This window comes from Arthrobacter sp. GAS37, assembly GCF_044908325.1.
GTDB classification, from domain to species: Bacteria; Actinomycetota; Actinomycetes; order Actinomycetales; family Micrococcaceae; genus Arthrobacter; species Arthrobacter ramosus.
Genome location: NZ_JBIYDB010000022.1, coordinates 35,784 through 57,775, shown reverse-complemented (window position 1 = coordinate 57,775; position 21,992 = coordinate 35,784). Strand labels below are relative to the sequence as shown.

Annotated in this window: 18 protein-coding genes; 6 read left to right on the top strand and 12 right to left on the bottom strand. The window is 64.6% G+C overall.

Going from position 1 to position 21,992, the window contains the following annotated elements:
• Positions 1-21 precede the first annotated feature (21 nt).
• The 4 genes from ABH924_RS16700 (at position 22) to ABH924_RS16685 (ending at position 5,831) form a co-directional block, all read left to right on the top strand.
• Positions 22-687 carry a DUF3000 domain-containing protein gene (locus tag ABH924_RS16700; RefSeq protein WP_404500561.1) on the top strand — a complete coding sequence of 222 codons (666 nt, stop codon included), beginning with the start codon at positions 22-24 and terminating at the stop codon, positions 685-687.
• A gap of 69 nt (positions 688-756) precedes the next feature.
• Positions 757-2,109 (top strand): HRDC domain-containing protein, encoded by a 1,353-nt coding sequence (locus tag ABH924_RS16695; protein ID WP_404500559.1) that lies wholly within the window; start codon positions 757-759, stop codon positions 2,107-2,109.
• Between the two features lie 291 nt (positions 2,110-2,400).
• Entirely contained in the window at positions 2,401-3,684 is a 1,284-nt protein-coding gene (locus ABH924_RS16690) for a thiolase family protein (protein WP_404500557.1), read from the top strand.
• The gene (locus ABH924_RS16685; protein WP_404500555.1) at positions 3,681-5,831 is read left to right on the top strand and encodes a 3-hydroxyacyl-CoA dehydrogenase NAD-binding domain-containing protein; all 2,151 of its coding nucleotides are present in this window, start codon (positions 3,681-3,683) and stop codon (positions 5,829-5,831) included. The genes ABH924_RS16690 and ABH924_RS16685 overlap by 4 nt, the downstream gene beginning before the upstream one ends.
• A 54-nt stretch (positions 5,832-5,885) precedes the next feature.
• Here the strand turns inward: ABH924_RS16685 and ABH924_RS16680 are convergent, their stop codons facing one another.
• From ABH924_RS16680 to ABH924_RS16640, 9 genes are all read right to left on the bottom strand, one after another.
• Positions 5,886-6,989: an FUSC family protein gene (locus tag ABH924_RS16680; RefSeq protein ID WP_404500553.1), complete on the bottom strand. Its 1,104-nt coding sequence runs from the start codon at positions 6,987-6,989 to the stop codon at positions 5,886-5,888.
• A 13-nt stretch (positions 6,990-7,002) separates the two neighbouring features.
• Positions 7,003-8,091, bottom strand: coding sequence for a nucleoside hydrolase (locus ABH924_RS16675; RefSeq protein WP_404500551.1), 1,089 nt, complete (start codon positions 8,089-8,091; stop codon positions 7,003-7,005).
• 10 nt (positions 8,092-8,101) lie between these two features.
• The gene (locus ABH924_RS16670) at positions 8,102-9,079 is read right to left on the bottom strand and encodes an aldo/keto reductase (RefSeq protein WP_404500549.1); all 978 of its coding nucleotides are present in this window, start codon (positions 9,077-9,079) and stop codon (positions 8,102-8,104) included.
• Between the two features lie 39 nt (positions 9,080-9,118).
• Positions 9,119-9,334: a hypothetical protein gene (locus tag ABH924_RS16665; protein WP_234750124.1), complete on the bottom strand. Its 216-nt coding sequence runs from the start codon at positions 9,332-9,334 to the stop codon at positions 9,119-9,121.
• Between the two features lie 30 nt (positions 9,335-9,364).
• Complete coding sequence (locus ABH924_RS16660) at positions 9,365-9,925, bottom strand: hypothetical protein (RefSeq protein ID WP_404500547.1); 561 nt, start codon at positions 9,923-9,925, stop codon at positions 9,365-9,367.
• A gap of 93 nt (positions 9,926-10,018) precedes the next feature.
• Positions 10,019-11,992: a 1-deoxy-D-xylulose-5-phosphate synthase gene (gene dxs, locus ABH924_RS16655; protein WP_404500545.1), complete on the bottom strand. Its 1,974-nt coding sequence runs from the start codon at positions 11,990-11,992 to the stop codon at positions 10,019-10,021.
• Positions 11,993-12,209: 217 nt separating this feature from the next.
• Positions 12,210-15,038, bottom strand: a complete 2,829-nt coding sequence (locus tag ABH924_RS16650) for an aconitate hydratase (protein WP_404500543.1) — start codon at positions 15,036-15,038, stop codon at positions 12,210-12,212.
• 139 nt (positions 15,039-15,177) lie between these two features.
• Complete coding sequence (locus ABH924_RS16645) at positions 15,178-16,575, bottom strand: class I SAM-dependent RNA methyltransferase (protein ID WP_404500541.1); 1,398 nt, start codon at positions 16,573-16,575, stop codon at positions 15,178-15,180.
• Positions 16,575-18,548 (bottom strand): APC family permease, encoded by a 1,974-nt coding sequence (locus tag ABH924_RS16640; protein WP_404500539.1) that lies wholly within the window; start codon positions 18,546-18,548, stop codon positions 16,575-16,577. The genes ABH924_RS16645 and ABH924_RS16640 overlap by 1 nt, the downstream gene beginning before the upstream one ends.
• A gap of 110 nt (positions 18,549-18,658) precedes the next feature.
• Between ABH924_RS16640 and ABH924_RS16635 the strand changes: the two genes are divergently transcribed.
• The gene (locus tag ABH924_RS16635) at positions 18,659-19,333 is read left to right on the top strand and encodes a TrkA family potassium uptake protein (protein WP_059389103.1); all 675 of its coding nucleotides are present in this window, start codon (positions 18,659-18,661) and stop codon (positions 19,331-19,333) included.
• Positions 19,330-20,061, top strand: coding sequence for an NAD-binding protein (locus tag ABH924_RS16630; RefSeq protein WP_234750113.1), 732 nt, complete (start codon positions 19,330-19,332; stop codon positions 20,059-20,061). Before ABH924_RS16635 ends, ABH924_RS16630 begins: the two co-directional genes overlap by 4 nt.
• Here the strand turns inward: ABH924_RS16630 and ABH924_RS16625 are convergent.
• From ABH924_RS16625 to ABH924_RS16615, 3 genes are read right to left on the bottom strand one after another with little or no spacing between them, the layout of a single operon-like run.
• Entirely contained in the window at positions 20,031-20,822 is a 792-nt protein-coding gene (locus ABH924_RS16625; protein WP_404500537.1) for a DUF3159 domain-containing protein, read from the bottom strand. The genes ABH924_RS16630 and ABH924_RS16625 overlap by 31 nt on opposite strands.
• Complete coding sequence (locus ABH924_RS16620; RefSeq protein WP_404500535.1) at positions 20,819-21,172, bottom strand: hypothetical protein; 354 nt, start codon at positions 21,170-21,172, stop codon at positions 20,819-20,821. The genes ABH924_RS16625 and ABH924_RS16620 overlap by 4 nt, the downstream gene beginning before the upstream one ends.
• Positions 21,165-21,914 (bottom strand): DUF3710 domain-containing protein, encoded by a 750-nt coding sequence (locus ABH924_RS16615; RefSeq protein WP_404500533.1) that lies wholly within the window; start codon positions 21,912-21,914, stop codon positions 21,165-21,167. The genes ABH924_RS16620 and ABH924_RS16615 overlap by 8 nt, the downstream gene beginning before the upstream one ends.
• Between the last annotated feature and the right edge of the window lie 78 nt (positions 21,915-21,992).

The following is a 21,992-nucleotide window of genomic DNA, read 5'->3' as shown; positions in this document are numbered from 1 at the left end:
CCGGACACATAATCTGCGAAGGTGAACGCACTCGCACAGGTTCCCGCGGATTTCTTGCATGCGTTGGGAACGCTACGAAAAGCAAAGTGCCGGAGCGAGCTGCGGCTCGCGGAAATCCCGGCCCCCTCCCGCTTGGCCCCCTACGCCGTGGCCTTGGGGGCAGAGGTCTTCAGCCGGTCGATGCGTCCCGGCCGGACCCCTGTCCATGGCCCCGCTGCCATGGCATTTTCCAAGGAGAACACCCCGGGCTCCCCCGGCACGGCCGATGATGAAGACGATGAGCTCGCAACAGGCAGGTTCATCTTGCTCCACGATCCCGACGGCTCGGCTGTATGGGACGGGGAATTCCGGATCGTCACCTATATCCGGGCCCAGCTGGAAGCCGACATGGGCAACGATGCCATGCTCGGTTCCGTGGCCTGGACATGGCTCGTGGACGCCCTTGAAAACCATTCAGCCCAGTACCGCGCGGCGGGGGGAACTGCCACACGCATCCTGTCCGAGAGTTTCGGGACCCTGGCCGAAAGACCGGAAACCATCGACATCGAACTCCGTGCCTCATGGACACCTGCGTCTTCAGATGTCCAGGCCCATCTGGAGGCATGGTGCGACATGGTCTGCACATTCGCGGGGCTCCCTCCTATGCCTCCCGGCGTCACTCCGCTGCCTAATCGGCGGCTCACATGAAGTCCGTGAGAGTCCGCTCGAATCCCTGACCGGACCGGCCCCGCACAGAGTCGGTAAACTGAAGGCACCATGACCCCTGAAAACCTGGAACCCACCACGGCCGGCGCTCCGGCTGCTGATCCGACACCACACATCACGGTAGACGGCTTCGAAGGCCGGATACCCGAGATCATCGATCTGGATGCCCCGCGCGAGGGCGTGCCCCTTGTCATCGACACCCTGTCCGGCCTCGAGCGATGCGCCGCTGCCATCGCCGCGGGATCCGGCCCCGCCGGGGTCGACGCCGAACGTGCCTCCGGCTTCCGCTACGGGCAGCGTGCCTTCCTTGTGCAGATCAGGCGCGACGGCGCAGGCACCTGGCTGATCGACCCGGAACCCTTCGATGACCTGAAAATCATCAACGAAGCGCTGCGCGGCGTCGAGTGGATCCTGCACGCCGCGACGCAGGATCTTCCATGCTTGGCCGAGCTTGGCATGTGGCCCGACAAGCTCTTCGACACGGAACTCGCCGCACGCCTTGCCGGATTGCCACGCGTGGGCCTCGCAGCCGTCATCGAGCAGCTCCTGGGCTTCGGCCTCGCCAAGGAACACTCGGCCGCCGACTGGTCCACCCGCCCCCTCCCCGAACCTTGGCTGCGGTACGCGGCCCTCGACGTCGAGGTGCTCGCCGAACTGCGCGAAGAACTCATTGAACTCCTGGAAGCGGATGGCAAGCTGGAATTTGCCGAACAGGAATTCGCCGGCATCCTCGGAGCAGGCCTTCCAGCCCCGCGGGTGGACCCGTGGCGCAAGACCTCCGGACTGCACCAGATCCGTGACCGCCGTCAGTTGGCTGCCGTGCGCGAGCTTTGGTATGAACGGGATCAGCTCGCGCGGAAACGGGATGTTGCTCCCAGCCGCCTCATTCCCGATTCCGCCCTGGTCGCCGCGGCCAAGGCCATGCCCACAACCGTTCCGCAGCTCCTCGCCACCAAAGGCTTCCATGGGCGGGCCGCACAGCGCGAAGCACCCCGCTGGCTGCGCTGCATTGCCGGCGGGCGGAACACCGAAGACGTTCCACCGCTGCATCTTCCAACCAACGCTCCCCCGCCACCACGCGTCTGGACAGACCGCGATCCCGAAGCCGCGGCCCGCCTGGGGACCGCCCGGCCCCGGCTTCAAGAGGCCGCCGAGGGGCTCAAACTTCCGGTGGAGAACCTGCTCACTCCGGATTACATGAGGCGCGTGCTGTGGCGGCCGCCGTCGGACATCACTGTGGAGTCCGTGTCGGAAGAGCTGCGCACCCTCGGCGCCCGCGAGTGGCAAATCGCCATCACGGCGCCGATCCTCACCGAGGCGTCACTGAATCCGCAACCGCTGCCGCCCAAGGAACCCAAAGAGCCACGGAACCCGGCTTCCAAAGAACGGACCCCGGCCCCTTAGACCGAGGTTCCCGCGTCCCTCCGCAACGCCCGCTCACATATACGCCCTTCCGGCACAACGCCCGCTCACATATAGGCCCTTTTCCAAGGGCATTCGTTAAAGATCTGAGCGAGGGTCCGCTCGAAACCCTTCATATGTGAGCGAGAGTCCGCCGGAAACGCCTCATATGTGAGCGAGGATCGGTATTGGTCTCCTTGCGCGCTAAGTTACCGGCGAGTAACATTGCCGTCAATGACACCGGCTTCCCTTGTGAGGGCTGTCCGGCATCCATGTCTCAACGAGGAGCCACACATGAGCCACACCGGGAACAGCGCCAAGCCGCGGGCAGTCCGCGACGTCGTCTTCGTGGACGGTGTCCGGACACCGTTCGGCAAAGCGGGCGAAAAGGGCATCTATGCGGGCACCCGTGCCGATGACCTCGTCGTCAAGTGCATCCGCGAACTGATGCGTCGCAACCCAGGCCTGCCCGCCGAACGCGTTGACGAAGTCGCCATCGCCGCTACGACGCAAACCGGCGACCAGGGCTTGACCATCGGCCGCACCGCGGCCCTCCTGGCCGGCCTCCCCCGCAGCGTGCCCGGCTTTGCGATCGACCGCATGTGCGCCGGAGCAATGACCGCGGTCACGACGACGGCGAGCGGCATCGGTTTCGGCGCGTACGACGTCGTGATTGCCGGCGGCGTAGAGCACATGGGCAACCACCCCATGGGCGCGGGCGCGGATCCCAACCCCAGGTTCATGTCCGAGCGGATCGTGGATCCGGCCGCCCTGAACATGGGCAACACCGCCGAGAACCTGCACGACCGTTTCCCGTCGATCACCAAAGAGCGAACGGACACCTACGCCGCGGCGTCCCAGGCCAAGCTTGCTGCCGCCTACGGCAAGGGCCAGATCCAGCCCGACTTGGTCCCGGTCGCCACGATGAAACCCGGACAGGGCTGGACAGTGAACACCGTCGACGAGCCTCCACGCCCCGGGACCACGGTGGATGACCTTGCGGAGCTGCGCACGCCGTTCAGGGCCCACGGCCGGGTGACCGCAGGCAATGCCGCCGGCTTGAACGACGGCGCGACGGCGGCAGTCCTGGCTTCCGCGGAGGCTGCAGAGGAGCTCGGCCTGTCCGTGAAGATGCGCCTCGTCTCCTATGCCTTCGCCGGCGTCGAACCCGAAGTCATGGGCATCGGACCGGTCCCGGCCACCGAGAAGGCGCTCAAGAACGCCGGGCTCGGCATCGAGGACATCGGCCTTTTCGAGATCAACGAGGCCTTCGCGGTTCAGGTCCTGAGCTTCCTGGACCACTTCGGAATCGCAGACGACGACCCGCGCGTCAACCGCTACGGCGGGGCAATCGCCGTCGGTCATCCCCTCGCATCGTCCGGCGTGCGGCTCATGAACCAATTGGCCCGCCAGTTCGAAGAAGACCCGTCAGTCCGGTACGGCATAACGACCATGTGTATCGGCCTGGGAATGGGCGCCACAGTAATCTGGGAGAACCCGCACCACCCCGACTACAACAGCTACAACAGCGGAACAGAGACCTCCGCCGACACCGAGAGCAAGGGAGCCGCAGCATGAGCGCCGCCGAATTCCAGAAACTGGCCGGACTGTTCCCGGACGAGACCGTGACCCACTCCTACGTGCAGGACATCGAACTCCCCGGCAACGCCGGAACGTTCGCCCTGATCACCCTCGACAACGGCCTGGACCACACCAAGCCCACCACCCTCGGACCCAATACCCTCGTCGAGCTCGGGACGGTACTTGAAGGGCTCAAGGATCGCGCTGCGCGCGGCGGGATCGTCGGCGTCGGCGTCACGGGCAAGCCGTACTTCCTGGTGGCCGGAGCGGACCTTTCAGCGGTCAAGCAGCTCGAAGAGCGCGAACACGGCCTCTGGATGGCGCAGCTGGGCCACGACGTCTACGCGACGCTCGCCGATCTGGGTGTTCCGAGCTTCGCCTTCATCAATGGCCTCGCGCTCGGTGGTGGTCTCGAAATCGCCCTCCAGTCCACGTACCGCACGGTTTCAACCGGCGCCGGCGCTCTCGCTTTGCCCGAGGCCTTCATCGGGCTCGTCCCCGGCTGGGGCGGTGTCTACATCCTGCCGCGACTCATCGGCCCGGAAAACGCCGTCAAGGTCATGATCGAGAACCCGCTGAGCAACAACCGCACGCTCACCGGCCCCCAAGCCTTCCAGCTAGGCATTGCCGACGCCATCTTCGAACCCGCGGATTTCGTGGAGCAGTCCATTGCCTGGGCCGCGAAGGTGATCGCGGGCGAGGTCGTCCCGGAACGGAGCAACTCCGTGGATCCGGCGGATCCCGCAGTTGCCGAACGCTGGGCCGGCGCGGTGGCAGCGGGCCGGGCGTTGGTGGAAGCTAAGACCTCGAACGCATCACCGGCTCCGGCCAAGGTGCTGGATATCCTCGAGGCCAACCGGACCATGCGCAAGGCGGAATCCGCGGCCCTGGAATGCGAGACGCTCGCAGAGTTGATGCAGACGGACGAGTTCCGTTCCACCGTCTACGCTTTCCTGGACCTCGTGCAGAAACGGTCCAAGCGGCCTGCCGGTGCGCCCGACCGGAAGCTCGCACGTCCGGTGACGAAGATCGGCGTCGTCGGTGCCGGCCTGATGGCGAGCCAGCTCGCCCTGCTGTTCGCACGCCAGCTCAAGGTGCCCGTCGTCCTGACGGACATCGACCAGGAGCGCGTGGACAAAGGGGTCGCCTACGTCCATGCGGAGGTGGACAAGCTGCTCGGCAAGAAGCGGATCAGCTCCGACGCCGCCAACAGGACCAAGGCCCTGGTCACCGGCTCCGTCTCCAAAGAGTCATTCGCCGATGCCGACTTTGTCATTGAGGCTGTCTTCGAAGAACTCAATGTCAAGAAGCAGGTCTTCGCGGAAGTGGAGGCCATCGTCTCCCCGGAATGCGTCCTCGCCACCAACACCTCCTCGCTGTCCGTGACCGCGATGGCTGAGGATCTGCAGTACCCGGAGCGCCTGGTCGGATTCCACTTCTTCAACCCGGTTGCGGTCATGCCGCTCCTGGAGATCGTGCGGGCTCCGAAGACCGACGACGCAGTACTGGCCACCGCGTTCGAGCTCGCCAAGGGCTTGAAGAAGTCAGCCGTTCTGGTCAAGGACGCGGCCGCTTTCGTCGTCAACCGGATCCTGCTGCGGCTCATGGGCGAAGTCATTGCCGCGTTCGACGAAGGCACGCCCGCGGAAGTCGCCGACTCGGCGCTGCGCCCCATGGGCCTGCCGATGAGTCCGTTCACCCTCAGCGCGATGGTGGGCCTTCCGGTCGCCCAGCACGTCCAGGAATCGCTGCACGCTGCCTTCGGCGAGCGTTTTGCGGTATCCCAGAACCTGCAGAAGTTGGTTGACAACGGTGTGAAGTCACTCTGGGCCCCGGGTCCTGAGGGAAAGCCGGTCATCCCGGCGGAGACGTTGGCGCTCATGTCCTTCGGCACCACGCCTTCCACGGCCGAGCAAGTCCTGCGTCGCACGCAGGACGCCCTTGCCGAGGAAATCGGGCTCATGCTGTCCGAAGGCGTGGTGGCCGGGCCGGAAGACATTGACCTCTGCGTCATCCTCGGTGCAGGCTGGCCGATGTTCCTGGGCGGGATCACGCCCTATTTGGACCGGGTGGGAGCCTCCGAGCGCGTCAACGGCAAACGCTTCCTGGCACCCGGGATCGCTTCGAAGCCGGTAGCCGGGTAGCTTTCCGGCGCCTGCCGCGGGACGATTTCCCGTCCCGGCCGGCCGTGAATTCGGCTATGCCGCCTGCCGTGCACGGCGCCAGGCGGCATAGCCGATGACCAGCGAAATGAGGCAGCCAATGGTGGTGTCGATCAGTCGCTCTCCCAGGAGCGACGGGGACAGCTGGTGCCCCAGGCCGCTGAGCACAGCGACAAGCGGAGTCATGACCAGGGCATAGGCCGTGTAGTTGGCGGCCTTGAGGTATTGCCGGGCTGCCCCGACGATGCAGATGATGCCGACCGTCGCCCAGATGGGGAGGGCACCGAGAAGCAGTCCGCCCACGAGGACACCCAGCGCCGTACCCAGGCCCCGCTGGAAGGTGCGCGATAGTCCGGCCCGGCGGTCGCGTTGGACCACGAGGACAACCGTCAGCAGGATCCATTGGGAGTGTGGACCGCGCACGAGATTGGCCACAACTTGGGCGACGATCATGCAACTCGCCAAGCGCAGGGTGTACTGCCATCCGGACAGGGTTGCCAAACGGCGTCGCCATGCGCCGAGGTCCTTGGGCCAGGAACGGCGGGCCGGGGCCACCTCCGCTGCGGTTTTGCCCAGGAGATCGTATTCGACGCCGAACACCAGCAGCGCCAACAAGCTTCCCCCGAGCGCACCGGCCGCGAAGAACCATAGCAGGGTGTCGATCGGCACGGCACTTGAGGCGAGGGACGCGCCGATAATCATGAAGACGATGGCTTGAGTGCTTGCCTTGGCTGCGCTCGGTCGAAGACCGCCAAAGACAGTGGCGATGGCAGCGAGAGCGACGATCAGGATGCCGCTCCACGGTTGCATGGCACTGCTCAGCATGCCCGCCGCTGCTCCGCCTGCTCCGGCCAGGGAGGTATTGAGCAGTTCCGCGGATCTGTATTTCAGGCCGCCCACGTGACCGATGCCGGAGACGAGCAACGCGCCCAGCGCGGCAACCATTCCCGCCCCGATGTCACCAAGGACGATCCCCAAAACAATCGGGACCCCGAGTGAGAGTCCCGCGGTCAGGACGTGGACCAGGTTGATCTCGACCCGTTTCCAGCGCGTCGCGTCGACAATCACGTCGCGTCCTGCACTGGAAGCGCGTTTGAGGTGGTGACGCCAGCGCGGCGGGGCCGCCAACGGATCCGTCATGTTCCACCTCGTTTCAGGGACGTTCCCATCCGGTAGTGTCCGGCAGCCTCCGGGCAAGGCCGCCCAATGAGCTCACCAATTCGGCAAAGGCCTCCCCTGGGTGGTTCTCCGAGACGATGCGCGCATTGGGAGGCTCGCCCCACAGTCCGCGGAAGTCCGCCACGGTGGTTCCGATGAGTCTTGGGGCCGCCGTCTCGACGTGCACTGTTGCCGTGCGGGTGCCGTACCTGGCGGTTCCGGCGGCGACGGACGCGGCGAAATAGTCGTGGATGTGCGCCACGTAGCCCTGGCCGTAACGGCGATGGAACTCGAAATAGAAGCGAAGCATATCGCTGACGTGCCGCACGAGTTCGTTCGAAGCCATGCTGCGCCGCCCCTCCGGCTGCTCCGGAAGGACAAGTTCCGGCTCGGTGCAACCCGCCTCGGAAGCCAGGGCGGCCACGTGTTCATGTGTCAGTTCGATCCGTTCCGTGGTCTCCAGGGCGCACACCACCGGCAGGCGTTCCTCAGGAAGTCCGGAGAAGGCCGCAAACACCTCGGCCGCTGCGTGCGGATCAACGTGGGTGTTCCATTCGGCAGTGGGTGTCGTGTTGCCCTGATAGTAGTAGCTGCCACCCATGATCACGACGCCGCGCAGCAGCTCCGGTAGCCGCGGCTCGGCCCGCAGAGTGAGGGCGAAGTTGGTGAGGGGCGCCGTCAGCAGGGCGGTCAGCTCCCCCGGCCGTGACCGGGCCGCTTCGACCCAGAGCTCGACGGCGTCGACGGCGTGCACTTTTCCGTGCGGTTCCGGCAGCTCGGCGTAGCCGACGCCTTGGGGCCCGTGGGTTTCCGGAGTGGTGGTCAGCGGGATCCGCAACGGAGCCCGGGCACCGATGGCAACGGGCACCTCGGGGCGGCCGCACAACTCGAGCAGCGACAGGTTGTTGCGTGCCACCTGCTCCGCCGCGACGTTGCCCGGGGTGCTGCTCACGGATACAAGCTCCACATGCGCCTGGCTGCACAAATAGGCCAAGGCAAGGGCGTCGTCGATTCCCGTGTCGCAGTCCACGAGCAAGCTCACGGACTCGCGCTGGCCTGCAACCGCTGCCTGCTCCCCGCTCATGGAACGCTCCTTAGAAAAGGGCAACCTTGGGCGTGCGGGGGAAGATGTCATCCAATTCGGCGCGTTCTTCTGCCGTGGGCACCCAGCGCACCGCCTTCGCGTTCTCGGAGATTTGCTCCGGGCGGGTGGCTCCCGCAATAACGCTGCTGACTGCGGGCTGGGCGGCCAGCCAGGAGAAGGCCACCTGCAGTTCGTTCAGGTCCCGCTCTTTGGCGAATTGGCTGAAGCGGCCCAGCTGGACCCAGTCGGCGTCGTTCACCATGTTGGTCCGTGTGTGGCTGAGGCGCGATCCTTCCGGGGCGTTGCCTGGAGCATACTTGCCCGTCAGGAGGCCGTTCGCCAGGGGGAAATACGGCAGGACACCGAGCCCGAAAGCCCGGGCGGCCGGCAGCACTTCGAGTTCCGCGCGGCGGTCCAGCAAGTTGTAGTGGTTTTGCGTCGAAATGAACCGCGCACCGCCCTGCATCCGGGCGACGTATTCGGCTTCGGCGATCTGCCAACCTGCACGGTTGGAATGGCCGAGGTACCGGACCTTGCCGCTTGTCACGAGGTCATCGAGGGCGGCGAGGGTCTCGTCAACCGGGGTGAGAGGGTCCGGCGTGTGGTATTGGTACAGGTCAATCCAGTCTGTGCCGAGGCGGCGCAGCGATGCCTCGGCGGCCTGGATGATGTAGCGGCGCGATCCCCGGGCACCAAAATCGTTGCCGTTGGCGCCGTGCATATCCATGCCGAATTTCGTGGCCACGATGGCGTCGTCCCTGCGACCTTTGAGGGCGACGCCCAGCATGGTCTCACTGAGGCCTGGCTCCCGGCCATAGACGTCCGCAACATCGAAAAGGGTCACGCCGGCATCCAAGGCGGCATGCACTACCGCGTTGGTACCCTCCTGCGATTCCGTGGCCGTATTGGCCCGGCCGAGATTGTTGCACCCCAAACCGACTACTGAGACGGTCAATCCGGAATTTCCAAGACGGCGATATTCAGTCATGGTTTCACCCTACAACGCCCGCACTGGCCGATCCGCCGCTCAGGATCCGAAGGCTATTCCTGCCTCTTCCATCGCGTCGTGCAACTGGGCCATGACCTTGGGGCCCATGCCGTGCAGGGCCGCCACCCGCGCCTCACCGAATTCGGCGAGCTGCTCCAAGGTTTCCAGACCCTCGTGGGCGAGTGCCCTTCGTGCCGGAGCGGACAAGCCCTTCGGCAGCGGAGTATGTCCGGGCCAGTTGCTCTTGGGCGCCATGTTTGTCCCTTCGAAGCGGAGATATGGTCCTTAGAGGGTAAAGCCCGCGCCGGTTTTCGGCGAGTGTTTCACTTTGAAGGCGGTGGGTTCAGCATGGGTTGCGGCAGCGATGCTCAGCTTGGTGAAGTCCAGGTCTTCTCCCCGGATGCACACCTTGATCGCGTTCACGGCCTTGTTGACGTCCGGGCACAGGCAGAAAATGTTGAGCTTCGAGTCGCCGATCTCGGAACGATCCACGGTACCCAGTCCCCGCCAGGCCAGTTCGCTCATCAAAGCGGCCTTGGCCTTGCGTTCAAGGTAACGGTCGCGGTCGGTGCCGTCCTTCGTCTTCAGCGCAATCTGCGCGACCACCCAAAACTGCTCTTCCTCGGGAATCTCCGCATAGCCGTCCTCTTCGCATTGCACGGCAAAGGCCGTCATAAGTCCTTCGACGGCGGATTCGTCCTCGACGTCGGTTTCGTCAGTACTGCTCTGGTGTCCTACGACCCCGTGGTTGATGACGAACTGCTTGAATTCGTCGTCATACCAAGCCTCCCGGAAATGCAGGACCGCTTCGTCGTCGCGCTTATACGTGCGGATGATGCCGCTCATGCCTGTCCTTTTCTGAACCACTCCGCGCAGGTACTGTTTGGACCTGTGCCGTCGAAGGGTGCTGTTTGTTGGATATCGCCCGGAACAGGCCGTTCACAGCTTGGGGAGACTGCCTGTGCTGGGGTGTTCTTGTCCTGGCAGGGGCCGCGCGAAAGGCACCTTTGTCCCCAGAACCTGCGCGACGACGTCGTGCGTGATCTGTTGGGCGGTGAGCCCCACCCGCTCAAGGACCTGGCTCCTGGTTCCATGGTCGAGGAATTCGACCGGAAGCCCCACCTCGTTGAGGGCCGTGTCCACGCCGGCCGCGCGCATCTCCTGGCGGATCCGGGATCCGACGCCGCCCGCTCGGACGCCGTCTTCGATGCAGATCACCAATCGGTGCCGGGCCGCGAGGGCAATGATGGACTTGCGAACAGGCAGGACCCACCGCGGATCCACCACTGTGGAACTGATGCCTTGGGATCCGAGCCGGGACGCGACGTCGAGGGCTAGCTCGGACATTGCGCCGACGCTGACAATCAGGACATCGTTCTCCGTGGAGCCTTCGGGGCGGCGCGCCAGCACGTCGACGCCGTCGGAAAGCCGTTCGATCGCTTCGATCTCACTTCCGACGCTGCCCTTGGAGAAGCGCACCACGCTGGGTGCGTCGGCGATGGCGACCGCCTCGCGGAGCTCTTCCCGCAGGCGGCTGGCATCCCGCGGAGCCGCGAGGTGCAGCCCCGGAACGATCTGGACCATCGCCATGTCCCACATGCCGTGGTGGCTGGCTCCGTCCGGGCCTGTCACGCCGGCGCGGTCCAACACAACCGTCACTCCGGCTTTGTGCAGGGCAACGTCCATGAGGAGCTGGTCAAAGGCGCGGTTCAGGAACGTGGCGTAAACGGCGACGACAGGGTGCAGTCCACCAAAGGCCATGCCTGCGGCCGAGGTGAGGGCGTGCTGTTCGGCGATGCCGACGTCGATCACTCGTTCCGGGTGCCGTTCCGCGAACTTGTGCAAACCGACGGGGATCAGCATGGCCCCGGTGATGCCTACGATGTCTTCGCGTTCATCGGCAATGTCCGCGATTTCCTCGGCGAACACCGAGGTCCACGAGCGGGCTCCACCGGCTTCGGTGGGTTCGCCGGTTTCGGGATCGATGATCCCGACGGCGTGGAACTGGTCCGCCTCGTTGGCGAGGGCGGGCGCGTAACCGTGCCCCTTTTCGGTCATCGCGTGGACGATCACGGGGCCGCCATAGTTGCGGGCAGTGGTGAGCGCGTGCTCAAGGGCCCGCACGTTGTGGCCATCGACAGGGCCGATGTACTTCATGCCGAGGTCTTCGAACATGCCTTGCGGAGCCCACCAATCCTTGATGCCCTTCTTCATGGCATGCAGGCTCTTATAGGTGAACTGGCCGATCGGTCCGCCGCTTTGAAGTTTCTTCTTCCACCAGTCCAACACCACTTCGTAGGTGGGTGCTGCCCGGAGGGAGTCGATCGTGGGGCGTAGTGAAGCGAGGTAGTCTGCCACACCGCCCACGGTAGGGGCATAGGAGCGTCCGTTGTCGTTGACGACGATCACTACGCGGCGTCGCTTGTCCGCGGCGATGTTATTGATCGCTTCCCACGCCATGCCGCCCGTCAGGGCGCCGTCTCCGACGACGGCGACAACGCAGCGATCGCCCTCACCGGTCAACTGGCGGGCCCGGGAGATACCGTCGGCCCAGGACAAGGAAGAGGAGGCGTGGGAGCTTTCCACGATGTCGTGCTCGGACTCGGCACGATCGGGGTAGCCGGACATGCCCCCTTGCTGCCGGAGGGTGCTGAAATCCTGCCTGCCGGTCAACAATTTGTGGACGTAGGACTGATGGCCGGTGTCGAAAACGATGCTGTCACGCGGCGAATCGAAGACTTTGTGGATGGCCATGGTGAGTTCCACCACGCCAAGGTTCGGTCCAAGGTGACCACCCGTTTGAGCGACGTTGGTGATGAGGAAAGTCCTGATCTCGCCTGCAAGCTGCTCCAACTGCTGACTGGTGAGCTTGCTCAGGTCCTGCGGGTTCCGGATTGTCTCCAAAAGTCCCAACGGCCCCTCCTTAAGGTGATTGACGTGCTATACAACTCTAACGCCTTGGCCGGCACCAAGCCGCAGGAAAGGCTACAGCCCCGGCCGGTCGATGACCAGCCGGGGCTGTAGCTGTTGCCTTATAGCTCAGGCAGAGTTCGCGCTAGTGTGCCGAAACGATCTCCGCGCTTCCGAAGTAAACCCGGCGGAAAAGCGTTGCCGGGTTTACTTCGGGCCCTTACGCGGAGATCTGGCGCAGAACGTACTGCAGGATGCCGCCGTTGCGGTAGTAGTCCGCTTCGCCCGGGGTATCGATGCGCAGCACGGCATCGAAGGACTTGGTGCTGCCGTCCTCTGCCGTTGCCGTGACCTTGAGCGTCCTCGGCGTCGTGCCGTTATTCAGCTCGGTGACGCCCTCGACGGAGAACGTTTCCGTGCCGACCAGGCCAAGCGACGCAGCGGATTCACCGGCCGGGTACTGCAGCGGGAGGACGCCCATGCCGATGAGGTTGGAGCGGTGGATGCGCTCGTAGCTTTCGGCGATGACAGCCTTCACACCCAGCAGCGCGGTTCCCTTGGCAGCCCAGTCACGGGAAGAGCCGGAGCCGTACTCCTTGCCTGCCAGGACCACCAGCGGGGTGCCGGCTGCCTGGTAGTTCTGGGCAGCGTCGTAGACGTAGGCCTGGGGTCCGTCCGCCTGGGTGAAGTCGCGGGTGAAGCCACCCTCGACGCCCGCACCGTCGTTGAAGTCAGCGAGCAGCTGGTTCTTGATGCGGATGTTCGCGAAGGTTCCGCGGATCATGACCTCGTGGTTGCCACGGCGTGAACCGTAGGAGTTGAAGTCCTTGCGCTCCACACCGTTGGCCAGAAGGTACTGGCCTGCAGGGGTGTCCGACTTGAAGGAGCCGGCCGGGGAGATGTGGTCGGTGGTGACCGAATCGCCGAGCTTCAGCAGCACGCGGGCGCCGGCGATGTCCGTTACCGGTTCCGGCTGTGCCTTCATGCCTTCGAAGTACGGGGGCTTCCGCACGTACGTGGACTTGGCGTCCCAGGCGAAGGTGTCGCCTGCCGGGGTCTCGAGTGCCTTCCAGCGGTCGTCGCCGTCGAAGACGCCTTCGTAGCCGCGGGCGAACATTTCCTTGTCGATCGAGGAATCGATGACCTTCTGGACCTCGACAGGATTGGGCCAGATGTCCTTCAAGAAGACATCGTTGCCGTCCTGGTCCTGGCCCAGCGGATCCGCGTCGAAGTCGAAGTCCATGGTTCCGGCCAGGGCGTAGGCGATGACCAGCGGCGGCGAGGCCAGGTAGTTCATCTTGACGTCCGGGTTGATGCGGCCTTCGAAGTTGCGGTTGCCGGAGAGGACAGCCGCGACGGAAAGGTCGTTGGCCTGGATAGCCTCGGAGATTTCGGCGTCGAGCGGTCCGGAGTTGCCGATGCAGGTCGCGCAGCCATAGCCCACGATGTAGAAGCCGAGCTTCTCCAGGTATGGGGTCAGGCCGGACTTCTCGTAGTAGTCGGTGACAACCTTGGAGCCGGGAGCGACCGAAGTCTTGACCCACGGCTTGGAGGCGAGGCCCTTGTCGACAGCGTTGCGGGCGAGCAGCGCCGCAGCCAGCATCACGGAAGGGTTGGACGTGTTGGTGCAGGAGGTGATCGAGGCGATCGAAACTGCACCGTGGTCCAGTTCGAATTCGCGGCCGTCAGCTGTTGTGACGCTCACTTTGGTCGACGGGCGACCGTTGGACTTCGGGCCGTGTGCGTGCGGCGCTACGTCGGCCAGGTGGGTCGCGGAGGCGGTGAACGACGGCGAATCGGAGGCCGGGAAGCTCTCGTCAATCGCTTCGTCCAGGCTTCCGTCGGCCAGGTCTTCCTTCACGTAGTTGCGCAGGTCCTCGCGGAACTGGGCCTTGGACTCCGTGAGGATGATGCGGTCCTGGGGACGCTTCGGGCCCGAGATGGAGGGAACAACCGTGGACAGGTCCAGCTCGAGGTACTCGGAAAACTTGATCTCGTGCGAGGGATCGTGCCAGAGGCCCTGTTCCTTCGCGTAGGCCTCGACCAGGGCGACGTTCTGATCGGAGCGGCCGGTGAGGCGCAAGTACTCGAGCGTGACGTCGTCGATCGGGAACATCGCTGCCGTGGAACCGAACTCCGGGCTCATGTTGCCGATGGTGGCGCGGTTGGCCAGCGGCACAGCCGCAACGCCTTCGCCGTAGAACTCCACGAACTTGCCGACCACGCCGTGGTTGCGCAGCTGCTCGGTGATGGTCAGGACGACGTCCGTGGCGGTAGCGCCCGCGGGGATGGAACCCGTGAGCTTGAAGCCGACAACGCGCGGGATCAGCATGGAGACGGGTTGGCCCAGCATCGCAGCCTCGGCTTCGATGCCGCCGACGCCCCAGCCCAGCACGCCCATGCCGTTAACCATGGTGGTGTGGGAGTCCGTGCCGACGCAGGTGTCGGGGTAGGCGCGGAGGACGCCGTCAACTTCGCGGGTCATGACGGTGCGTGCCAGGTATTCGATGTTGACCTGGTGGACGATGCCGGTTCCCGGGGGAACAACCTTGAAGTCGTCAAAAGCAGTCTGGCCCCAGCGGAGGAACTGGTAACGCTCGCCGTTGCGCTGGTATTCGATCTCCATGTTGCGCTCAAGGGCGCCGGAGTTGCCGAAGGCGTCGATCTGCACGGAGTGGTCGATGACCATCTCAGCCGGAGCCAGCGGGTTGACGCGCTTGGGGTCGCCGCCGAGGTCCTTGATGGCTTCACGCATGGTGGCAAGGTCAACGACGCAGGGAACCCCGGTGAAGTCCTGCATGATGACCCGGGCCGGAGTGAACTGGATCTCGGTGTCCGGCTGGGCATTTGGATCCCAGCCAGCCAGGGCGCGGACGTGGTCGGCCGTGATATTGGCGCCATCTTCCGTCCGCAGGAGATTTTCAAGCAATACCTTAAGGCTGAACGGAAGGCGGTCTGCGCCCTCAACGGAGTTCAACCGGAAAATTTCATAATCGGTGCCGGCTACATTCAGTACGCCTTTGGAACCGAAGCTGTCCACAGTGCTCATGGCAGGACTCCTCTCGCAACAGCTTTCATCTTTGTCGCGTGGTTGACCGCTAGCTAGTTAGGCAAACCTAATCTGGGCATCGTGCGGTCGGTGGAGAAGTGAAGCGCGACGTAGGACTTCTCCACCATCGTAGTGGCGGCTATGCCGCGGGCACCAGCAACGCAACGGTCTCGAGGTGATGTGTGTGCGGGTACAAGTCGAAGGCCCGGAGGGATTCAAGCTGCCATCCGCCGTTCCGGAAGTACCCCAGATCACGCGCGAAGGAGGCCGGATCACACGACACATAGGCGATTGCCCGCGGCCCGGACTCGATGAGCTGGCTGACCACGGCTTTGCCCGCTCCGGCCCGCGGCGGGTCGATCACCAAGGCATCGAAGCTCCGGGGGCGCTGCCTGAGCACGCGTTCCACCCTGCCCTGGACAATTTCCACTTGGGTCTCTCCATGCAGATTCTTGCGGGCATCCCGGCTGGTCCCGGGCGATCCTTCGACGGAGAGCACCGAACCGGTGATCCCCACAGCATCCGCCAAGGGCGCCGTAAACAATCCGGCTCCCGCGTAAAGATCGGCGACGGCCGATCCCGGAAGGAGGTAGCCGCCGTCGTGCAGGAATCCGGTCACCGCCCCCACCAGGGTCCCGGGCGCATCCTTGTGGATCTGCCAGAACCCTTCTCCCGTCACACGGTAGTCGTGACCGGCAGCCGATTCCTGGACCCACGTCCTGCCGCGCAGCTGCAGGACTTCGCCGCCCGCGGGGTCGAAGCTTGCCACTGAGACGTCATGCGGGAGCTGGCCCAGGATCCGGTTGAGGCGCCGGGCATCGGTACCTTCTTCCGGGGCGAGAAGGACGAGCGGACGCGATCCGTTGGCAGGCGCGGCCACTTCCACCCGTGAGATCCCCCGCAGGTCGATGTCCCAGAGCCGCAACTCGTTGATCCCCGGCAGTGCCAAGGGCATCTCGTGGACCGGAATCACGACGTCGGAGCGGTGGGCATGCATCCCGAGCCGGCCACCTGGGGTGACAGCAAAGCTGGTACGGGTCCGCCAGCCGAGCCCGGTATCGCCGTCGGACCCTGTATCGCCGGCGGAGCCCGAATCACCGGCGGCCGCCGGCTCCACTTCGACATCGAGTTCGACGCCGGCGAGCCGCTTGAGCTGCTCGGCGAGGACTTCGGCTTTGAGAAAGCGCTGCCGTTCCAGTGTTACGTGCCCGAGTTCGGCCCCGCCCACGGGCGGACCGCCCTTGCGCCAGGCGGCAAGCGAGTCGGCGAGCGGCCAGAAATGGCGTGTCCGGTCCTCTGATGCTTCCAGGACGTCGACGACGTCGGCACGCCAGAAACGGGAAGACTCACCCGCGTCGGTCAGCCGGACCCGGACCTTCTCCCCCGGGATGCCGTGCCGGACAAAAATGACCCGGCCTTCGTGCCGTGCGACAAAGTGGCCGCCGTGGGCGATGGGGCCGACGTCCACCACCAGCTCCGTGGCAGCTCCGTCCTGGGCCGTGGGCGAGCTGGATTCGGGGTTGCTGGGGTGGGTCATCAGGTATCCTGCAATGCCTTTGCTTCTTCGGAGGACTTCAATTGCCAGGGAACGCTGGCCACCATGACGCCGGGTTCAAAATGGAGCCGGGCCTTGATGCGGAGGGCGGTCTGGTTGTGGACGAGCTGTTCCCACCACTTGCCGACGACGTACTCCGGGATGTAGACGACGATCAGGTCGCGCGGGGAATCGCGGCGCATGTTCTTGACGTAGTCCAGGATGGGCGTGACGGTTTCCCGGTACGGGCTCGCCAAAACGGTCAACGGGACAGGCATGTCCAGCTTGTCCCAGGCCTCGACCGTGTGAGCCGTTTCCTCGTGGTCGATGTCGACGATGATGGCGTCCAGCCGGGACGGCCTCGATGCCCGGGCGTAGGCGAGGGCGCGCAGCACCGGTTTGCGGACATGGGACACCAGCAGCACGGCGTGGACCCGGGTAGGCAATGCACGCGGGGAAGAATCCTCGTCAACGGCCAGTTCCTTGGCCACATTGTCGTAGTGGGCGCGGATGCTCCACATGATGAGGAACAGGATGAACATCGCCAGGAGGGCGATCCAGGCGCCCTGCCCGAACTTGGTGATCAGCACGATGGTCAGTACCAGCGCCGTCATGGCGAAACCCAGTCCGTTGATGGTGCGGGACTTCACGATCCTGCGGCGGACGGCTTTGTCCTGCGCAAGTTTGAGTTCCCGGCCCCAGTGCCGCACCATGCCTAGCTGGCTCATCGTGAAGGAAATGAAGACGCCAACGATGTACAGCTGGATGAGCTTGGTGACATCGGCGTTGAAGGAAATGATGAGGACCAAGGCCCCGGCCGCAAGGGCCAGGACGCCGTTGCTGAAGGCCAGGCGGTCTCCGCGGGTCCGAAGCTGGCGGGGAAGGTAGCCGTCCTGGGCGAGGATGGACCCCAGGACCGGGAATCCGTTGAACGCCGTGTTGGAGGCGAAGACGAGGATGACGCCGGTGGCGGCGACAACAACGTAGAACGGGATGGACCCGGCGCCGAAGATCGTCTGTGCAATCTGGCTGATGGCAGGGTTCTGGATGTAGTCGTCCGGGGGCGGTTGGCCATGCAGGAGGAATTCCTTGGCCGGATCCAGCACGATGTGGACCTTGGTGGCATTCGCAAGGTAGATGATGCCCGCGAGCATGGCCGAGGCGATGACTCCGAGCAGCAAGAGCGTGGTGGCCGCGTTCTTGCTCTTGGGCTTCTTGAAGTTCGGCACGCCGTTGCTGATGGCCTCCACACCGGTCAGGGCGGCCGCGCCGGAGGAGAAGGCCCGCAGGAGCAGGAACGCACCTGCCAGGCCCACGAGTCCCTGGTCGAATCCCTCTTGCGGGACGATCGTGAAGGCTGCCGAGGGAGCCTGGCCGAGTTGGCCTGTGGCCGCCTGGAAGATACCGACGGCCGTCATGCCCAGGATGGAGAACATGAAGATGTAGGTGGGAACCGCGAAGACACTGCCGGCTTCCTTGATTCCGCGCAGGTTCACGAGTGCCAGGACTATGACGCCCACTGTGGCGATGAGCGCCTGCTGCCCATGCAGCGAAGGGATCGCCGTGGTCAGGTACGCCGCCGCGGAGGACATCGACACGGCGACGGTGAGGACGTAGTCCACCAACAAAGCCGCGGCGACCGTCAGGCCCGCGAACTTCCCCAGATTGACGTTGGCGATTTCGTAGTCGCCGCCACCTGAAGGGTAGGCGTGCACGTTCTGCCGGTACGAGGCAACAACCGTGAGCAAGACCACCATGACTGCGAGGCCTACGAGCGGCGAAATGGCCACGGCACTCACGCCCGCGAGGGCCAGCGTCAGCAGGATTTCGTCAGGGGCGTACGCCACGGAGGACAGGGCATCCGAAGCGAAAATCGGCAGCGCGATGCGCTTGGGAAGCAGGGTGTGGGCCAGGCGGTCGTTCCGGAACGGCCGCCCCACCAACACCCGCTTCGCGGCGTTGAGAATTGTCAGCACTCCGCAAAGCTACTCTGAATCGAACGCGATGTCATGACGGCGGACTGGCTTCCGCGACTTGCCCCGGTAGAGTCTTACCGAGCGGCAAGCATAAGAGTGAAGGAGAAACCGTGGCTCACTTTGTGATCATGGGTTGCGGACGAGTTGGCGCAACGTTGGCGCACACCTTGGAAGACGCCGGCCATTCGGTGGCAATCATCGACCAGGACGACCGTGCCTTCCGCCGCTTGCGCAGCGGATTCACCGGTAGGAAAGTCACGGGCGTCGGATTCGACCGGGACACCCTTAAGCAGGCAGGTTGCGAGGAGGCGTACGCCTTCGCCGCCGTCTCCAGCGGTGACAATTCCAATATCCTCGCCACCCGGGTAGCCCGGGAGACTTTCCATGTTTCGCATGTTGTTGCCCGCATCTACGATCCCGGCCGCGCCGAAATCTACCAGCGTTTGGGCATCCCCACGGTAGCCGCCGTACGTTGGAGCGCGGACCAGGTACTGCGCCGGATCCTGCCCGAGCAGCACTTGGCAGGCGATTACCGCGAACCCTCGGGTCGGCTGGTTTTGTCCGAAGTCGACCTTGACCAAGGCTGGATCGGGCACCCGTTGACTGCCATCGAGGCGGCATCCGGAATCCGTGTCGCTTTCCTTACCCGCTTTGGCGAAGGCGTCCTGCCCCAGGCCGGAACGGCGTACCAGGAGGGCGACACCGTGCACGCCATGTTGAATCTGGACCGCAGCGCCGAGGTGGCGCGCATCCTTTCCAGCGCACCCGCCAAGGAGTCTGAGTGAAAGTCGTTATTGTCGGCGCAGGCAGCGTCGGTTCATCGATCGCGCGGGAATTGCTTGCCCACAAACACGAGATCATGCTGATCGACCTCAAACCGGAGGTCATCGGGCGCAGCGGGCTCCGAGGGGCCCGCTGGCTGGTGGGCGATGCGTGCGAATTGAGCACGCTGCAGGAAGCGAAATTGGAAGGGGCCGACGTCGTCGTGTCCGCGACCGGCGACGACAAAGTCAACCTTGTGGTGTCCTTGCTGGCCAAGACCGAATTCGGTGTGGGCCGCACGGTGGGCCGGGTCAATAATCCCAAGAACGACTGGATGTTCAACGATTCCTGGGGCGTCGACGTCGCAGTCAACACCCCGCAGCTCATGACGGCGCTCGTGGAAGAGGCCGTGGAAATCGGTGACCTCGTCCGCTTGCTGACCTTGCAGACGGGCGTGTCCTCGCTCGTCGAATTCACGGTTCCCCACGACTCGCACATCATCGGGAGCACCGTGGGCGGCATCGAATGGCCCGACGACGCCACCCTGGTGGCGATCCTCCGGGACCATGCGCCCATCACACCAAGCCGCGACGACGTGATCGACGGCGGCGACGAACTGTTCTTCGTCACGACCATTGTTGCCGAAGACGGCCTCAGGGCCTTGCTCTCCCCGTCCGCCGCGGACCACGGCTCGGTTGACGTCGAGGAAGAGTTTTCGGATCAGTCCGACGACGACGGTTTCGACGGCTGAGGGTCGCGGTTCGGCTTCTGGGCCGGCGCCGGCCGGGTCAGGAGCCAGGCAATCCAGAGACCCAGGATATACAGCGGAGCGCCCATGATCAGCCTCATGGTAGCGAGCGCGGCCAGGCCGGGTTCGCCCATGAAATACAGGGGCACCTGGACCACGAGCCGTAGTGCGAGCACGGCAATGACCACCCATGTGCCGATGGCGTATGCCCGCAAGCGCTCCGGGTTCTTCCGCCATTCGAAGCCCTCGTTGCGGACGAATCCGAACAGCAGGCCGGCGATCGGCCACTTGAGCAGGATCGACAGCACCATTCCCACGATGTAGGCGATATTCGTGTAGAAACCCAGGACGTAGAAATCCTCGGCCTTGCCGGTGGTGTTCGCGAGCCAAGCGGAGATGGCGACGCCGGCGATCCCGGCAAGCGCCTGGGTCAACGGGCGCCGTTGGACCAGCCGGACCACGGTGAAGACGGCTGCCGCCGCGAGGGAGGCAATCAGGGACGCCGGAAGGTCACGGGTGACCATGAAAGCGATCAGGAAGACGAGGCCGGGCACGATGCTCTCGGCTATCCCCTGAACACCCCCGGCCGATTTGAGGATGTCCACGTGCCCGTGGCTGTTGCGTTGGAGTCCCGCTTTTTCTGCGTAGCCGGCAGCGATGTCCGCAATGCTCGGCCCTTGGGTGACCTGCAGGGGCTCCTCCTCCGAGCCAGGCTTTTCCTGCGCTGGTTTTTCGTGGGGGCCGGATCCGTTGGCGACGGTCATTGGTGCTCCTGCCGGGAGAGGATTTCATAGCGCGGATTGAACATGGTGGGCATCCCGTCCCGCGGCGTGACCATGCCTTCGAGCCGCAGGACAGTCCCGGGTTCGATACCGGGCACTTTGCGGCGCCCGAGCCAGATGACGCGCAGTCGGGTCAACGGACCCGTGTCTCCCCTGTGCGCTATCCGGTCGACGACGATCGCCGAAAAGTGTGCTTGCTCGTTGGCGGGCTGGTAGGTCACCGACTCGATGAAACCCGTGCAGTCGACCCGGCCCCGGACGGGGAGCTCAGAGAGGGGCAGGGACGCCGGGCTGCCTTGGGCGGCAGCGGCACGCGCCGCATTGTCAGCCAATCTGGGTGATCTCCGGGCCGCGTTCGGGTCGCTGAAGCTCCGGCGTTTCATGGGGAGCACCGTGCTGCCCGGGGGCTACAGCGTCCTTGGGCAGCTTCAGCTGAAGCAGCTCACGGGGCGGCATCGGGTTGTCTCCGCGAATGACCACAACCTTGCGGAAGAGGTTCTCCAGTCCTTCGGCCGCTTTCCTGTCCAAAGCCGCGTTGCCGCCGATGACGCCACGAAGGAACCACCGGGGCCCATCCACGCCCATGAACCGGGCAGCCCGGAAGCCACGTCCGCCGTCTGCGGATTCTGTAGGAAGTTTGGCGATGAGTTCCGTGCCGAAGGTGCCGATGATCTCCTCCACTTCGCCTCCTTGGCTGGACACGGACTGGCCGATTTGTTCGCGGATCTCGTCCCACAACCCTTCGGAACGTGGAGCGGCAAACGCCTGGAGCTGGAGGCTCGAGCCATCGAGGTCCATGGTGACCGCCACTACCCGCTGAGTTGCCTCTTCTACTTCGAGGCGCAATTGAAGGCCTTCGGAAGGTTCGATCAGCAGGGCGCCAAGATCCACGTAGCCATCCTGGCTATCAATTTCGCTGGCATCCAATGGCCCCTTGGACAGGCGGAAGTCGCCCTTGGCGGCTCCACCGGCTACCGGGCCGGCGTCCTGCCGCGTCGTCGCGGCATTGGCCTGCTCAGTACCGTCGTCTTTCGGCTGCTCAGCCTTGGACTTCTTTCCGCGCCCAAAAAGCATCGGGTTGTCTCCTTAGTAGTGGTCTATCCCCCAGTAAACCGCAGACTGCCCGTCAACTCGCGGGCAGCATGGCAATCA

Coding starts and splice junctions, on each gene's coding strand:
- ABH924_RS16695 (WP_404500559.1), top strand. CDS start 757: ATGACCCCTGAAAACCTGGAACCCACCACGGCCGGCGCTCCGGCTGCT.
- ABH924_RS16690 (WP_404500557.1), top strand. CDS start 2,401: ATGAGCCACACCGGGAACAGCGCCAAGCCGCGGGCAGTCCGCGACGTC.
- ABH924_RS16685 (WP_404500555.1), top strand. CDS start 3,681: ATGAGCGCCGCCGAATTCCAGAAACTGGCCGGACTGTTCCCGGACGAG.
- ABH924_RS16680 (WP_404500553.1), bottom strand. CDS start 6,989: ATGACGGATCCGTTGGCGGCCCCGCCGCGCTGGCGTCACCACCTCAAA.
- ABH924_RS16675 (WP_404500551.1), bottom strand. CDS start 8,091: ATGAGCGGGGAGCAGGCAGCGGTTGCAGGCCAGCGCGAGTCCGTGAGC.
- ABH924_RS16670 (WP_404500549.1), bottom strand. CDS start 9,079: ATGACTGAATATCGCCGTCTTGGAAATTCCGGATTGACCGTCTCAGTA.
- ABH924_RS16665 (WP_234750124.1), bottom strand. CDS start 9,334: ATGGCGCCCAAGAGCAACTGGCCCGGACATACTCCGCTGCCGAAGGGC.
- ABH924_RS16660 (WP_404500547.1), bottom strand. CDS start 9,925: ATGAGCGGCATCATCCGCACGTATAAGCGCGACGACGAAGCGGTCCTG.
- ABH924_RS16650 (WP_404500543.1), bottom strand. CDS start 15,038: ATGAGCACTGTGGACAGCTTCGGTTCCAAAGGCGTACTGAATGTAGCC.
- ABH924_RS16645 (WP_404500541.1), bottom strand. CDS start 16,575: ATGACCCACCCCAGCAACCCCGAATCCAGCTCGCCCACGGCCCAGGAC.
- ABH924_RS16625 (WP_404500537.1), bottom strand. CDS start 20,822: ATGACCGTCGCCAACGGATCCGGCCCCCACGAAAAACCAGCGCAGGAA.
- ABH924_RS16615 (WP_404500533.1), bottom strand. CDS start 21,914: ATGCTTTTTGGGCGCGGAAAGAAGTCCAAGGCTGAGCAGCCGAAAGAC.